The sequence below is a fragment of the Comamonas testosteroni genome (assembly GCF_014076415.1).
Taxonomy (GTDB): domain Bacteria; phylum Pseudomonadota; class Gammaproteobacteria; order Burkholderiales; family Burkholderiaceae_C; genus Comamonas; species Comamonas testosteroni_F.
In genome coordinates this window covers 3,265,803-3,280,580 of sequence record NZ_CP043568.1, presented here as the reverse complement: position 1 = coordinate 3,280,580, position 14,778 = coordinate 3,265,803, and the positions used below count along the sequence as shown (strand labels likewise).

The window sequence follows — 14,778 nt, the reverse complement described above, 5'->3', positions numbered from 1 at the left end:
GCTGCGAGCCAGTTTTTCGTTGACGCTGCGTGCTTTTGCGTCTGCTGGGTTTTCGTTAATTATGCTTGCTTAATTTTTTTGCTTCTCAGCGAGAGTATCCAAAATTTCTTCAGATTCTGCCTTGAAAAATGGCATATTCAATGCGAGTTCTTTGACAGTTTTGATAGCAGGAGATTTGAGCTTACCTGCTTCAATATGCTTTGTCGCTGTGCACAAAGCTTTATAAGCTTTCTTAACTTCAGAGTTTTTTTCGAGGTACTCAGCACCAGCGGCATCACTGACACGCTCAATAACAACGTAGTGTTGAAATGGTGACGCTGTGGGCTTGCTTCTACTAGCAACGAGTGCATAAACACTAGCGCCGACCTCGATATCGCTATCATCATCAATGCAGATGCGGCAAGTGCGTGCACCATTTCCGAGGTTGTTGATAATAAATGCGCGGTAAGTCTTATGACCACCTTTAGTCTCACGAAAAATTCTTGCAATATGCATTTTTTGCTCCTTTGGTTGTTTGATCTATCTATTTAGCTCATGTGTCAATAGTAGATGTTCCAAAAATTAATTGGAGACGCTCCGCTGATTTATGTGCAGTTTATTTTGTGGGCTTAGCTAAGGAGTGTTGGAACAGAGATAGCCTCAGTTCGACCTTCGTACTCTCAAGACAAGATGTAGCGTGGAGAGCCGCTACCAAGGGCTTAATTGTTGTTTTCTGCTGAGATGATGCTTCGGTTCGGCGTGTGCGCATATCGGAAAGATGGAAGGCTTTGCGCCTTTCGCAAGGATACCTTACCAAGTGTTACGATGCTCCGTTTGATAGCGCCTTGAACTTAACGAGCAAGTTCGTCAATTTCATAGCATCTTCTTCTTAAGAAATATATCGGACAGCTTTGCATCCTCTACAGCATTAATAGCCGAATCTAGGAGATATGAGATGAGCGATTGGGATTTTCTACATGACATGCACAACGAAGGCTACTCAGCAGATGAAATTGCAGATGCAGCAGCTCTTGGATATGCGCCGTGGCAGGCTAAACACATCAGCTTTGGAGCTCAGTCCAAAAAACTGTCTATAGAGAAAAATCCTGCCGTAGCAGAAACTTTATCTCAGATAGAAAAAGCGATTAAAGCGATGGAGATGCTCAGACAAGCAGAAATACTAAAAAGGCCCCAATTCTTAGCCTGAAAATCTGCTATACTCAAATGAAAATTAATCAGAAAATGCAAACTTTTATAAAAGAAATAAACAGTTATGAATTACTGAATATAATTCATTTGGATTTGTGTCTCTCTAATAAAGAGAGCACCAAGCTGGATATTATCCGATTCAATGCTTGGGTGGAGGTAACTCACGAAACAAAAAATAAAGTCATGGCCCGCGTTTCGGAAGAAGATTTTAGGAAAGTAGGCTGTAGGAATCCGGATATTTATGTCAATGGTAGAAAAGATGATCGTATTGTTCTAACTCAATCTAAAACTTATAGGAATGAGCATGGAAAATCACGTAAACACATTACATCGATTCGGGCTGAGGAGATATTTGGTTACGATTGGCGACGCCGTCTAAACGTACATAAACTTGAAAAACTTGGATATCTTCATGAACAGCTCGATTCAGATCTTTCACTAAAATCTTTCTTACATGAAAAAGATGCATGTGTTGTATTTAAAAGAGTAGCTGATTCGGTCTACGACGCTTATATATGGCCTACGCCCAATAGTTTAGTAGCGCGTTAGTGGTTATTCTCCTTAAGGTATTCTGAATCGGTCGCTTATTCACAAGATTTGGTGATGGTTAGTGCCGGCTTTTTCGCGAGTTAGCTGCTCATTTCATGGCGAAAAGGTTGCTTAGATGTATGGTCCCAGGAAGTCATGGTGCATTCTTTAGCCTGGAACAGGAGAAAGCACTATGGCAATCCGCCTGCATGGCAGCGCCCGCACGACGCCGCGTATCCGCGCAGAACTCCTGCTAGCGACCGGCTCCCATCGGTCTTTGGCCAAGCTCTATGGCCTCAACCCCAAGACCGTGGCCAAGTGGCGTGCGCGCACCTCTGTTCTCGATGAGCCCATGGGTCCTCGGGACAGAGCAAGCCAGCATCTTTCTCAAGAGCAAGAACACCTGGCAATTGCATTACGCAAGCAAGGGCATCTGTCGCTGGACGATCTCATGGGGCAGCTCCTGGAGACGGCACCCAAGCTCAGCCGCAGCGCCTTGCATCGTTGCCTGCAGCGACACGGCATCAGCCGACAGCCCGCAACGCAGGTGCCGCGAAGGCACGGAAAGTTTGAAGAAACGACGCTGGGCTTCGTGCACATCGACAGTGCCGAAATGAAGATCTCCAGCGGCAGACAGCACATGTTTGTTGCCATAGACCGCGTCACAAAATTCACGCATGTTGCGTTCTTTGACAGGGCCACGAAAGCCAACGCAGCGCAGTTCCTTCGGCAGGTGCTCGTGGTCTTCCCGTACCGCATACATACCGTTCTGACGGACAACGGCATGGCCTTCACAGGGCAAGAACGCTTCAGAGGCGGCGTCACCGACACATGCATCGGTCACATCTTCGAGCGCATCTGCAAGTTCAATGGAATCGAGAAACGACATACCAAGCCGTACCACCCTTGGACTAACGGCATGGTCGAGCGTATGAACCGGACCATCAAGGAATCCACGATCAAGGTGTATGAGTATGAGGGCCTGGAGCAGCTACGGAAGCATGTCCAGGCATTGTTCAAAGCTACAACTTCGGCAAGCACTTGAAAGCGCTCAGGTGGAAGACACCATTCCGTGCGATGTGCGAGGCGTGGGAAAAAGATCTAAGCCGCTTTAGACTTCATCCGCACCAGCTCACTGTGGGACTGAACATCTAAATACTCCGGTTTTCAGGGGCAACCTCAGTTGCCATTGTTTGCAGTGCAACTTCTCTGAACTTGACTGCAGCAGGTGGCTCGGCATCCGCCATGTAGGCAAGCGACAGGCCCATCCAGCTGTCGTGCCCCAAGTCTGAAATTTCCCGATAGGCAATTACGTCACTGGCGTAGCGGCGCATGACTGATGGCACGAGTGCGACGCCCAGGCCGCTTTCGACAAGGGCCAGTATGGTTTGCACCTGGGTGGCTTCCTGGGTGATTCGGGGAATGAACCCCGCGCGCTGGCAGGCGGCCATCACAAGGGAGCGCAGGCTTGTGGCGGCTCCCTCGGCATACATAAGAAATGCCTCTCCGGACAAATCGTTCAGACGAATGGCAGTGTGCTTGGCCAAGAAATGGTCCTTGGGCAAGGCGGCGATGAGGCTCTCACGTTCCAAGGAAACGAGCGTGGTAGAGGTCGCAGCCATCACTGGTGCGCGTACAAGGCCCAAGTCCAGCGAGCCGTGCTCAAGTTGCTCAACAATGGAGACGGATGGTGCTTCCTGCAGTTTGAGCTCGACGGCGGGATATTGCGCCCGGTAGGCCGGCAGCAGACGCTGGAGCATGCCGAATGTGGTAGTCCCTACGAATCCGATGCGGAGCGTGCCTCCGATCCCGGAGATAGCGTCGTGGGCCGCAGTGATCACTTGGCGTTCAAAAAAAAGCAGGCGTTTTGCTTCCCGCAGCACGGATTCTCCTGCAACGGTGAGAGTCACTCCGGCTGGGCCACGATCAAAGAGCCTAGTGCCAAGTTCAGCCTCGAGCTTCTGAATGGAGACTGATAGGGGTGGTTGTGCTAGGTGTAGTCGCTCAGAGGCCCGCCGGAAGCTGCCAGCCTCGGCTAAGGTGACGAAGTTTCGAATGCGCTTGAGGTCCATCATAGGCGGCGGCTCCACGGAGGCACAGCCATTCCCTGGCAGGGCCTCGCCATATAGGCGTTACTGGAAAACCATGAATAGTCATACTGACTCGGTATGGTGGCGGAGAAATACGATATTAGACAAGCGGGAAGCTCCTCCAATAGCATTCGCCCATCAAAGTAACTGCGGGCACGACGTGCTTTCAAGCCGATGGTTGATTTGCTAGTCTCTCTCAAGTTTGCCTCCTTGCCTTCTGACGTTGAGGTCCTGCGTGAAGAGGTCCGAAGTTTTCTACGCGAACATCTTGGCAATCCGTCCGTAGATCGACGAGCGCGTAGCTGGATGGGGTTCGATGCTGATTTCAGTTGGCGCTTGGCCAAACGGGGCTGGGTTGGTGTGACGTTGCCAAAGGAATATGGCGGCGCGCACATGACACCTTTGCAGCGGTTTGTGCTAGTGGAGGAGTTGCTCAGTGTCGGCGCGCCTGTCGCCGCGCACTGGGTGGCCGAACGGCAAAGTGGGCCTCTTATCCTGAAATTTGGCTCGCAAGAGCAGCGCGATTTCTATTTGCCGCGCATTTGCGCAGGGAAAGCCTTTTTCTGCATTGGGATGAGTGAGCCCAACTCGGGCTCCGATCTGGCAAGTATTCGCTCACGTGCCACACGTGTGCCGGGCGGGTGGAAGCTGCAGGGGCGAAAGATATGGACCACTAACGCACAGCATTGCGATTACATGATTGCTCTGTTGCGGACCTCCGGCGTCCCTGAAGACCGGCAGGAGGGGCTGTCTCAATTCATCGTAAACATGAAATCGCCGCGCGTAGAGGTACGCCCTCTAGTCGATTTGTCCGGCGATGCCCACTTCAATGAAGTGATGCTTGACGATGTCTTCGTGCCTGACGAGGCACTGGTTGGTCAGGTAGGCCAGGGATGGACCCAGGTGAACGCGGAGTTGGCCTTGGAGCGCAGCGGTCCTGAACGTTTCTATTCAAGTGCCGTCCTATTGAATGCATGGATGGACTTTCTGCGTATTCAGCAAGGCTCGCGTGCCGTAAGTGGTGAGGAATTGGTGGTGCTGGGGCGGTTTGCTGCCCATATGACTGCCCTACGGCAAATGTCCATTGCGCTGACCACTAAGCTCGCTGCAGGCGAGAGTCCATTGATCGAGGCGGCGCTCATGAAGGATTTGGGCACGGAGTTCGAACAGTCGATACCTGCGGTGCTGGAGGCCGTGTTGGGGTCAATAGCTCCGGAAGAGGTTGAGCCTCAGTTGCTGCGCGCACTGAATTATCTGAGCCTGATTGCGCCATCCTTCTCCCTGCGTGGGGGAACGCGAGAGATTCTGCGTGGCATGGTTGCTCGCGGTCTGGGCCTTCGCTGAGGAGTTGTTATGTTTGTTGAAGCATTACAGAGGATCTTGCAGGCTGAGGTGACTCCCGAATACGTGCGAAAGGTGGAAGCGGGGAGTGCGATGGGCAGGGGTTGGGATGTTTTAGAGGAAGCGGGTTATCTGGAGCTCTTGGTGCCGGAGGCGCAGGGCGGTGCGGGCCTGTCCCTGTCGGACTTGTACGGTATTTTCCATCTGCTGGGAGCACATGCGACACCACTGCCGTTGGCCGACACCATTATCGCGAGAGTGCTGACGGCCACGCCTGCCAGCCTGCCGAGTGGGCCTATCGCACTGGCATCTTCGTCAGTGGCATTGCCGGACGGCGGCGTGCGTTGTGCAAATGTGTCTTTTGGCGCCGTGGCTGGACATGTGCTTGCTCCGAGAGGGCTAGGGCTGGTTTTGCTGCCAGTGGCCTCTGCTTCTTGCTCGGCCGCTGGGTTGTGGGGTAGCCAACTGGCCTCGTTTGATTGGCCGGCAGATGTGTGCGTGCCTATCTCTGGCACTGGTGCGGAGCTAAGTGCTTTCGTCGCGACAAGTTACGCCGCCATGCTATGTGGTGCCATGGAGCAAGTATTCCGCCTGACGATGCAGTACTGCAACGACCGGGTGCAGTTTGGTAAACCCCTGGGCAAGTTTCAGGCAGTTCAGCATCAGTTGGCGGTCATGGCCGAGCATATTGTGGCCGCGAGCTTGGCGACGCAAGTGGCCTTCAGTGGGGATAGGTTGGTACCGGACATGATTTTGGCCGCTATCGCTAAAGGGCGAGCCAGTGAGGCGGCCCTGTTAGTGGCCAATACGGCACACGCACTGCATGGAGCCATCGGCATCACTGCCGAGTATGACTTGCAACTCTTTACGCGCCGTCTGCATGAATGGCGAATCACTCACGGCTCTGAGACGTACTGGTATCGGCGGGTGGGTGAGGGTGCACTTGGGCAGCAAGCATCGTTTTGCGAGTTCGTGCAGGCGATATAAGTTAGGGAGATGAGAGCTATATGGCAGGATCACTGAATGGGCTGCGCGTTCTGGACATGACTTCTGTTCTGATGGGGCCTTTTGCGACGCAGATACTTGCGGATCTGGGGGCTGATGTCATCAAGGTCGAGCCCCCGGAGGGCGATACGATCCGCCATCTGGGGCCGATGAGGAATCCAGGGATGAGCGCTGGCTTTCTGCACGTTAACCGCAACAAGCGCAGTGTTGTACTGGATGTGAAGGACGCTCAGGCTCACAAATCTCTGTTGGACATCGCGCGGACGTCTGACGTCTTTGTGAGCAACATTCGGCCGGCAGCGCTCGCTCGGCTGGGCTTGTCCCATGAAGACTTCGCCCGAGTAAATCCTTCCATCATCTATGTCACGTTGGTTGGCTATGGTCAGAAGGGTCCATATGCGTCCCGCGCGGCTTACGACGACATGATCCAGGCGGTATGCGCGATACCGAGCTTGATTGCGGAAGTGGGAGATGGGGTGCCGCACTATGTGCCGTTGGCCATCGTGGACAGAGTTGTGGGCCAGGCTGCGGCGACGGCTATTTTGGCGGCATACATCCACCGGCTGAAAACCGGGGAAGGGCAGGCGGTAGAGATCCCGATGTTTGAGACGATGGTGCCCTACGTTATGAGCGAGCACATGGCTGGGCATACCTATGAGCCTCCCGCAGGTGACATGGGCTACAAACGGCTGCTGTCACCATCGCGGAAGGCCTTTGCCACTGCCGACGGTCACGTCTGCACCGTTTTGTACGCCACCAAGCACTGGCGTTCCTTCTTTGAGTTGGTGGGGGCAGACGAAAAGTACCGCAATGACCCTAGGGTTGCAACCATCGAAGCTCGCACCAGCCACATCAACGAGCTTTACGGCGAGGTTGCTAGCTATCTGTGCACCAAGCCGAGCGCCTATTGGTTGGAGGCGCTTGCGGATCAGGATATTCCCGTGATGCCTCTGCATACGCTGGAGACCTTGATGCACGACCCGCACCTGGAGGCTGTGGAATTTTTTAAGTATCGCAACCACCCGACCGAAGGTCCACTGATCGAGATGGCTGGTCTGGGTAACTGGTCGCGAACACCTCCGGTCATGGCGCGCCCGGTGCCGTTGCTTGGCGAACACACCGATGAGGTCCTCGAAGAGGTATCTGCATGTATGTCAGGCCGCATTGCGTCCTAGAGCCGGATTTGCGCAGGCGACGACCTTTGACGTCGAGCCATTACAACGACAGGAGACAATCATGAGTGCCATATACAAACTTATTGTGGTAGGTGCGGTCGCGGGTGCTGCCTTGTTAAGAGCTGACCTTGCGCTCTCGCAAGGCAATACTTATCCCGACAAACCCATTCGGATGCTGGTAGCGTTTCCGGCAGGTGGACCCACCGACGTGAATGCGCGGCTCTTTGCTCAGTACATGGGTGAGAGGCTGGGGCAACCGGTGGTGGTGGAAAACCGTCCCGGTGCAGGCGGGAACGTTGCTTCGACGATGGCGGCGAATGCGCCCAAGGATGGGTACACGCTGCTCTATAACACGTCATCCTTCCTGCTGGGCGCATTGGCCTACAAGTCAGCTACCCACAATCCGATGAAGGATTTTGTGCCAGTAGTGCGGACTGTGGGAGTTCCGCTAGTAATCGCGGTGCACCCTAAAGTGGCCGCGAAGAGCATCCAGGAGTTTGTTGTGCTGACTAAGAGCAAACCAGGCACGATGAACTATGCGTCCTCAGGTGCAGGGACGATTGACCACTTGGCCTTTGCGATGCTGGAGTCGCGTCTGGGTATGAAGCTGACACATGTTCCATACAAGGGCACAGCTCCTGCGCTCACAGACCTAGTGGGTGGCCAGACCGACACTTTTATGACTACGCTTAACACGGTGCTCCCTTTCCTGCAGAGTAAGCAACTGACGGCCTTGGCGGTGGGATCCAAAGTACGGACCTCTTTGCTGCCGACCATTCCCACTGTGGCGGAGGCCACAGGCATCCCTGATATCGAACTGACAGCATGGAACGGTATCGTGGCCCCTGTGGGGGTGCCCAAGGAAATTGTGAAACGGCTCAATACGGTCGTCAACGAGGCCATCAAAGATCCGGTATTCCTGAAGAAGCTTGAAGCCAGCGGCGCGGAGCCTTATGGAGGGAGTCCTGAGGACTATGGCCGGTTCCTAGCCAGTGAGCAGGTGAGCCTGGCCAAGTCCCTCCGCGAAGCTGGAATCGAGAAGCAATAAGGTCCAGGAGCAAGCTTGTGCATGGTCCGGCTTGCTTGATCCAGAGCAAGCACAGACCTGAGGTTTGTGGTGTTTTTACTAGTTTTGGTGCGCATGGTTTGTATGTAAATTTATGTTTGTTATCCAACAAGCAAATATTTAGAAAATTGCTCAGTTCGCGTCACTTGAGGGTTTCATGGTGAGCGCGCAGACCCGAAGGAGTCGAGTTGAAACGTAGAGATTTTTCCAAGAACTTGGCACTGACAACGTCGGCCATGGTTTTCCCATATTTGTCCCTGGCGCAGGGCAAGGCCATCCGGATCATCGTGCCGTTCAGTGCCGGTAGCGGTTCGGATGACGGCGCGCGCTTCTATGCAGATCAGCTTTCCAGGACCATCAAGCGGGCGGTGATTGTCGAAAACAAACCCGGCGCCAGTGGGTTGCTGGCGGTGAAGGAGGTCATTGGGCAGCCTGCAGATGGCAATACCATTTTGTTGGGCAGCAATTCCCTGATCTCGGTTAATCCGGTGATGGTGAAAAATCTTGGGTACGACCCTTTCAAACAGCTCCTGCCCTTGCATGGACTGGCCATTTCGTCGCCTGCGGTATTGACCGGCAATGAATCCGGAATTAACTCCTTTTCCGATCTGACGACCCGCTACAAAAATAGCCAGTCCCCCATTTCTATCGGAAATTATTCGGAAGGATATCGGCTAGTGGGCGAGTGGTTGTCCCAAGTACTGAATATCCAGTCAATTCCCGTACCGTACAAGGGCGGCGCGGCAATGGTCACAGACGTCATTGGAAATCGATTGGATATCGGGCTCAACGATATTACCGGTGTGGCTCCCTTGGAGAAATCAAAAAAAATCAAGATCCTAGCCATCACTGGTAAGGATCGTGACCATCTTTTACCCCATATTCCAACGATGCGTGAACTGGGGTATATGGAAATGGAGTCCTATGTGTGGTCTGCTTTTTCGATGAAGATGGGAACGCCAAGATCCGTCATGGAGGATTTGGCAACGGCTATTTCTGAGTCGCAGAAGACCAAGGAAGCCAAGGATTATCAGGGGGCGCGCGCAGGAAAGTTTTTGGACAAAAAACTGGAAGCTCTTGGATTATTTCAACGCGCTGAATACGAACGTTTCAGAAAAGTGGCAGAGAAGGCGAAAATAAATCCTGCGTGAAGCGTTGGCTGGATGAGAATTATTTCCCTGCCTGGATCATTTGTGAAAAATGAACTTTATTAATCGATTGTCTTGGCGGGATATCCTGTGTTTCGTGAATCTTCAAAGGATATAGTGATGGAGAGACGGATATTTAATACATCGCTGCTGGCTGGTGCGGGGAGTTTCCTGATACCGCAAGTGGTTGCCGCAGCCCCTAAAACGATCAGAATCATCGTTCCCTTCACGGCAGGAAGTGGATCGGATGAGGGGGCTCGCTTCTATGCCGAAAAATTGGGTGAGATACTTAATAGGAGTATTGTTGTAGAAAACAAGCCGGGCGCTAGTGGCTTGATTGCCGTGAAAACTGTCTTGGCTGAACCGGCGGACGGGAACACCGTTCTGCTGGCCAGCAACTCAGTGGTTTCGGTCAATCCGGCCGTCAATCCCAACCTGGGTTATGACCCGTTCAAGGAAATTGTGCCGGTGCACGGCATGGGAATTTCTTCGGTGGCCATGATTTCTGGAAAAGGCTCGGACATCAATGAGATAAAGGATATTCAGGAAAAATACAGAAAAATCAAAGCGCCGCTGGCTGTGGGTAATTATTCGGATGGATACCGCCTGATTTCCGAGTGGCTTTCCCAGGCATTGGGTGTCGAGGTGTCGCCGGTGAATTACAAGGGTGGGTCGCCTATGGTGACGGATATCATTGGCAACCGGCTGGAAATGGGGTTGAATGATATAGGTGGCATCTTGCAGATGTACCGGGGCGGTAAGTTGAATGTCTTGGCCACTACGGGGAACAAGCGCGACAAGGAGTTGCCCAAGGTCCCGACCATGATGGAGCTGGGATATAAAGATTTCGAAACATACGTCTGGACTTCCCTTTATATGAAAAAGGGAACGGACGTGGGCTGGATCAAGGAGTTTGCCGCTGCAGTGGCAAAATTTCAGGCTTCCGATGCAGGCAAGGCATATGAGGCATCACGCCCCGGAGAATTTTTGTCCATTTCCATGGATGAGATGGGAGAGTTCCAGCGCAAGGAATTCAACCGTTTCAAGTCCATCCTGGAGAAATCTAGGAAAGTCTGAGTATGGTGAAGGCCCTGGCGCATTGAAAGCGGCAGGCAGGATGCCCTACTTGACCATCAAGTCATCAAGCAGATAATTGAGCGATTGGGCGGTCAAGGAGAAATCGACTTCCTCTTCATTAAGTGCATGCAAGGCCAGTCCTCGCATTGTGCCCATGATGATCGTGGCGATGTCTTTTTCCTGAATCTTGAACTCGATATGGCGCTGGGTCTTCTCAATTTCCAGATGCTTCAGGATGAATTCAATATTTTTCTGGTTGTGCTTCTGAATCAGGGTCTTGTGCCGGGTGCTGATGAGTGAAGCATCGGCCATCAGGATGATGAAGGCCTTGGAGGCCTTCCAGCCTTCGGCATCGCGTTCCAGATAGGTCGAAACCAGCGACTTGATGCTTTCCATGCCGGGCGCAGGCGGTTGCCGCCCCCTGAGTCGCTGGTTGAAGCGGCCAATGATGGCATGCAGAACTGCCTCGATCAGGTTTTCCTTGGAGCCGAAATGCTGGTGCGGCAGGCCGCGGCTGTAGCCGGCATGGACGCCGATTTCCGCCATGGTCAAATCCTTAACTCCACGGACCACGATCAGGTCAACGGCTGCATCGAGAATTTTTCGAATAGCTTCTTCTTTGCGTTGGATCTGTGTTTTCGAGGTTTTCAGTTCTGCAGACATTACGGATTCTTATTTTCGGGTCTGGAGGATGAAGTCCGCGGAGTAGCCCAGCTCGCCGAGTACTTCATCGGTCTGTTCGCCGATGTTGGGCGCATGGCGGGTAATTCTAGAGGGTGTTTTGCTGAAGAGGGCCGTAGGGCGAATGGCCACCACGTTGCCTTCTGTCGGGTGTTCCAGGACTTCGAACAATTGCACGCTTCTGAGGTGCTCGTGTTCGTGGATGTTGTCTATGCTGAAGATTTCCGTGACGGGAATGTCCAGCTTGCGGCACAGAGTCATCAATTCCTGGCTGGTGAAGTTGACGGTGACGGAGCGAAGATCGGCATACAGCTCTTGAATGCGCTTGTTGCGTTCATGTCGGTTCGTCAGGTCGTATTTGTCGAACAGATCCTGTCGGCCCAGGGCCGAGAAGAACGCTTTCCAGTGGTTTTCCGTATAAGGCAGCAGCGCCAGATAGCCGTCCTTGGTGGGAGTCGGCTTGCGGCCTCCCTTGAGTAGGCGAGAGTAGCCGGCGGGTCCGATAGAAGGCTGAAAACCATTCCCTCCCATGTGCTCGGTCATGGTGAAGGCGACCATGGTCTCGAACATGGGCACCTCCACGTATTGGCCTTCGCCGGAGCGGATCTTGTGCACCAGTGCACCCATTACGGCGTTGGCCGTCGCAAGGCCTGCGACCTTGTCGGCCAATAGTGTGGGAGGGTACTCGGGCTTGCCCGTTTCGTGGCCGACAAGGCTGGCCAGCCCGCAAGCGCCTTGGATCACATCATCGAAGGCGGGCTGGCCCGAATATGTGCCATCGTCGCCAAAGCCGGTCGCCGCGCAATACACGATGCTGGGGTTGATCCGGGCCACATCTTCATAACCCAGACCGAGCTTGTTGATCGCTTTGGTTCGCATGTTGTGGACCAGTACATCTGCTGACTGAATCAAGGCCTTGGCGGCCTCCAGACCTTCGGAGGTCTTAAGGTTGAGCGCCACGGACCGCTTGTTGCGATTGAGGTTCATGAAGGTGGAGCTCATGCCGCGGTTGCGCGACAGCCCGTTGGCGCGCATCAGGTCTCCTTCTACCGCTTCAAGCTTGATGACGTCTGCGCCGTAGTCGGCCAGTACCTGTGTGGCCATCGGCCCCAGCACCACGGAGGTGAGGTCGATGACGCGAATGCCCTTGAGAGGTCCCATGCTTGCTCCTTGAATGTGTTGGCTCACGTTTCTACTGAGTTGACAGTCGATGTTGTGAATATATATATTTGTTTGACGGCAAACAAGTTGGGAGAAACATGGACGGACTGCACATCGAACTGGGTGAGCTGCCACCGGAATGCGAGACATTGAGGCAAGAGGTTCGCGCCTTCATTGCCGAGCATATGGCTGCTTATTCCAAGGAGCAGCGTGCCCATAACTGGACGGGACGCGATTCCGGAATGACCCGGAAAATGGCCCAGCAGGGCTGGCTGGGTATGACCTGGCCCCGCAAGTACGGCGGGGCTGAGCGCTCCATGCTGGAGCGCTACGTGATGCTGGAGGAGATGCTGGCGGTAGGGGCACCCATGGGGGCGCACTGGTCGGCAGACCGGCAGATGGGGCCCTTGCTGATGCGCTACGCGGCCGAGACGCTGGCGCCGAGGATCGTTCCCAGGATCGTCAGCGGCGAATGCGCGTTCTGCATCGGCATGAGTGAGCCCGACTCGGGCTCCGATTTGGCCTCGATCCGTACCAGGGCCGTCAAGGTGGAGGGCGGTTGGAAGATCAACGGCACCAAGGTCTGGACCTCTGGCGCCCACCATGCGCAGTACATGGTGGCGCTGGTCCGCACGCGGGACAAGACCGAGGACCGACATGCCGGCATGACCCAGTTCCTTGTGGAGATGGATCGCCCGGGGCTGAAGGTCAATCCCATCTACTCGCAACTGGGCACCCATATCTTCAACGAGGTGGTGCTGGACGATGTCTTCGTGCCCGACGAGAACCTCATAGGCACGGAGGGCGAGGGCTGGAAGCAGGTGACCAGCGAACTGAAGTTCGAGCGCTCCGGGCCGGAGCGCTTTCTGAGCAGCACGCAGCTTCTGATTGAAATGATCGATGCGGCTGACCCGCAGTCCACCGATCAAACGGTGGCCATCGGCAAGTTGATCGCCAAGTACGCAGCCCTGCGCCAGATGTCACAAGGCATTGCGCTGATGATGTCCAGGGGAGAAGACCCGGCCCTGGCCGCCTCGGTGGTCAAGGATCAGGGTGCTCTGATGGAGCAGTCCATTCCCAACATCGCCCACGACAAATTCGGAGAACACATTGGCACGGGGTCGAACCTGGAGAAGGTCATGAACTTCCTGCTGATGGCATCTCCCTCGTTCTCGTTGAGAGGCGGTACCCGGGAGATCTTGCGTGGAATCATTGCCAGGGGAATGGGACTGAGATGAGTAACGAATTTATCGCCGATGCAGCCAAGAGGCTGTTTGCCAATGAAGTCGACAAAGGCTTGATTGAAAAAGTGGAAGCGGGCGACTTCCCGAAAGAACTGTGGCTCCAGGTCGTAGCCTCGGGCTTCACGTCCTTGTTCAGCAAGGAAGAAATGGGCGGCATCGAAGCCACCTGGGAAGATGCCTACCCGGTGCTCCACAACCTTGGTTACTACCAGGCGCCTGTGCCGGTGGCCGAGACCGCCATCGCCCATCTGCTCCTGTCGGCCGGGAATGTCGGCCTTACCACGGACCGGCCCATGGCCATCGCTTCATACGACCAGGCGCAGCAGTCTCTGGTCCTGGACGCCGATGCCGCGACGCTCACCGGAGTACTGTGCAATGTGAAATGGGTGCGCCACGCCGGCTTCGTCGTCATTGGCATCAATGCCGGGCAACTGGTCGTGGTCGATCTGTCAGCGGCCGGCGTGTGCGTGGAGCAGGGCACGGATACCTCCAAGATGGCGGCCGACCGGCTGGTTCTGTCTAAGGCCCCCGTACATACGCTGTTCACGAATCCCTTTACCAATCTGGCCGATCCGGTGAAGGTGCTGGGCGCGGGAGCCCGCGCCGCCATGATGGTGGGGGCTTTGGAGTTCGCCCTGGACCAATCGGTGCAATACGCCAAGGACCGCGTGCAGTTCGGCAAGCCAATTGGCAAGAACCAAGCCATCCAGCAGCAACTGGCCCTGATGGCCGGAGAGGTCGCCGTGGCCCGCGCCAGCGCGGTCATGGCCTGCAAGGACATGCCCCATGTCAACCGCCTGGTGGCACCCAGCGCAGAATTCAGCGTGGCTGCAGCCAAGGTCTGCGCGGGCGAAGCCGTGACCAACGGTACCTCTATTGCGCATCAGGTGCATGGGGCCATCGGCTTCACCTATGAGCATACGCTGAACTTCGCCACGCGCCGCCTCTGGGCCTGGCGGGGGGATTTCGGCAATGCTGCGTTCTGGGCGGGCCTGTTGGGCCAGGCCTTTGCCAAGCAGCCGGGGGAGGGCTTCTGGCACTCCTTGACAGAGCGTGTCATACCTGCCTGAGGAC

The 14,778-nt window shown here is 54.7% G+C and carries 14 protein-coding genes and 1 pseudogene; 11 read left to right on the top strand and 4 right to left on the bottom strand.

From position 1 onward, the window contains the following. Window positions 1-69: 69 nt before the first annotated feature. Entirely contained in the window at window positions 70-495 is a 426-nt protein-coding gene (locus F0P97_RS15070; protein WP_003054574.1) for a hypothetical protein, read from the bottom strand. 439 nt (window positions 496-934) lie between these two features. Here F0P97_RS15070 and F0P97_RS15065 point away from each other — a divergent pair, with 439 nt between their 5' ends. The 3 genes and pseudogenes from F0P97_RS15065 to F0P97_RS15055 all read left to right on the top strand — a co-directional run bounded on the left by F0P97_RS15065 (window position 935) and on the right by F0P97_RS15055 (window position 2,871). After that, the gene (locus F0P97_RS15065; protein WP_182287330.1) at window positions 935-1,186 is read left to right on the top strand and encodes a hypothetical protein; all 252 of its coding nucleotides are present in this window, start codon (window positions 935-937) and stop codon (window positions 1,184-1,186) included. A 17-nt stretch (window positions 1,187-1,203) separates the two neighbouring features. Beyond that, complete coding sequence (locus F0P97_RS15060; RefSeq protein WP_003054578.1) at window positions 1,204-1,737, top strand: hypothetical protein; 534 nt, start codon at window positions 1,204-1,206, stop codon at window positions 1,735-1,737. A 172-nt stretch (window positions 1,738-1,909) separates the two neighbouring features. Then, window positions 1,910-2,871, top strand: a pseudogene (locus F0P97_RS15055) (IS481 family transposase). Here the strand turns inward: F0P97_RS15055 and F0P97_RS15050 are convergent. After that, window positions 2,868-3,791 carry a LysR family transcriptional regulator gene (locus tag F0P97_RS15050; protein ID WP_003054580.1) on the bottom strand — a complete coding sequence of 308 codons (924 nt, stop codon included), beginning with the start codon at window positions 3,789-3,791 and terminating at the stop codon, window positions 2,868-2,870. The pseudogene F0P97_RS15055 and the gene F0P97_RS15050 sit on opposite strands and share 4 nt — an antisense overlap. A gap of 189 nt (window positions 3,792-3,980) precedes the next feature. Here F0P97_RS15050 and F0P97_RS15045 point away from each other — a divergent pair, with 189 nt between their 5' ends. The 6 genes from F0P97_RS15045 (at window position 3,981) to F0P97_RS15020 (ending at window position 10,618) form a co-directional block, all read left to right on the top strand. Next, complete coding sequence (locus F0P97_RS15045; protein WP_034400553.1) at window positions 3,981-5,150, top strand: acyl-CoA dehydrogenase family protein; 1,170 nt, start codon at window positions 3,981-3,983, stop codon at window positions 5,148-5,150. Window positions 5,151-5,159: 9 nt separating this feature from the next. Then, window positions 5,160-6,134: an acyl-CoA dehydrogenase family protein gene (locus F0P97_RS15040; RefSeq protein ID WP_003054582.1), complete on the top strand. Its 975-nt coding sequence runs from the start codon at window positions 5,160-5,162 to the stop codon at window positions 6,132-6,134. A 20-nt stretch (window positions 6,135-6,154) separates the two neighbouring features. Further along, complete coding sequence (locus F0P97_RS15035; protein ID WP_003054583.1) at window positions 6,155-7,327, top strand: CaiB/BaiF CoA transferase family protein; 1,173 nt, start codon at window positions 6,155-6,157, stop codon at window positions 7,325-7,327. A gap of 61 nt (window positions 7,328-7,388) precedes the next feature. Continuing rightward, on the top strand, window positions 7,389-8,375 hold the full coding sequence (locus F0P97_RS15030; RefSeq protein ID WP_003054584.1) for a Bug family tripartite tricarboxylate transporter substrate binding protein: 987 nt from the start codon (window positions 7,389-7,391) through the stop codon (window positions 8,373-8,375). Window positions 8,376-8,581: 206 nt separating this feature from the next. After that, window positions 8,582-9,544 carry a tripartite tricarboxylate transporter substrate binding protein gene (locus tag F0P97_RS15025; protein ID WP_003054585.1) on the top strand — a complete coding sequence of 321 codons (963 nt, stop codon included), beginning with the start codon at window positions 8,582-8,584 and terminating at the stop codon, window positions 9,542-9,544. A 117-nt stretch (window positions 9,545-9,661) separates the two neighbouring features. After that, entirely contained in the window at window positions 9,662-10,618 is a 957-nt protein-coding gene (locus F0P97_RS15020; RefSeq protein ID WP_003054587.1) for a tripartite tricarboxylate transporter substrate binding protein, read from the top strand. 45 nt (window positions 10,619-10,663) lie between these two features. Here F0P97_RS15020 and F0P97_RS15015 read toward each other — a convergent pair whose 3' ends face one another. Beyond that, window positions 10,664-11,281, bottom strand: a complete 618-nt coding sequence (locus tag F0P97_RS15015; RefSeq protein ID WP_080553882.1) for a TetR/AcrR family transcriptional regulator — start codon at window positions 11,279-11,281, stop codon at window positions 10,664-10,666. 9 nt (window positions 11,282-11,290) lie between these two features. Beyond that, window positions 11,291-12,460: a CaiB/BaiF CoA transferase family protein gene (locus tag F0P97_RS15010; RefSeq protein WP_003054591.1), complete on the bottom strand. Its 1,170-nt coding sequence runs from the start codon at window positions 12,458-12,460 to the stop codon at window positions 11,291-11,293. Between the two features lie 98 nt (window positions 12,461-12,558). Here F0P97_RS15010 and F0P97_RS15005 point away from each other — a divergent pair, with 98 nt between their 5' ends. Further along, window positions 12,559-13,698, top strand: coding sequence for an acyl-CoA dehydrogenase family protein (locus F0P97_RS15005; RefSeq protein WP_003054593.1), 1,140 nt, complete (start codon window positions 12,559-12,561; stop codon window positions 13,696-13,698). Continuing rightward, complete coding sequence (locus F0P97_RS15000; protein WP_003054594.1) at window positions 13,695-14,774, top strand: acyl-CoA dehydrogenase; 1,080 nt, start codon at window positions 13,695-13,697, stop codon at window positions 14,772-14,774. The genes F0P97_RS15005 and F0P97_RS15000 overlap by 4 nt, the downstream gene beginning before the upstream one ends. Window positions 14,775-14,778: the final 4 nt, after the last annotated feature.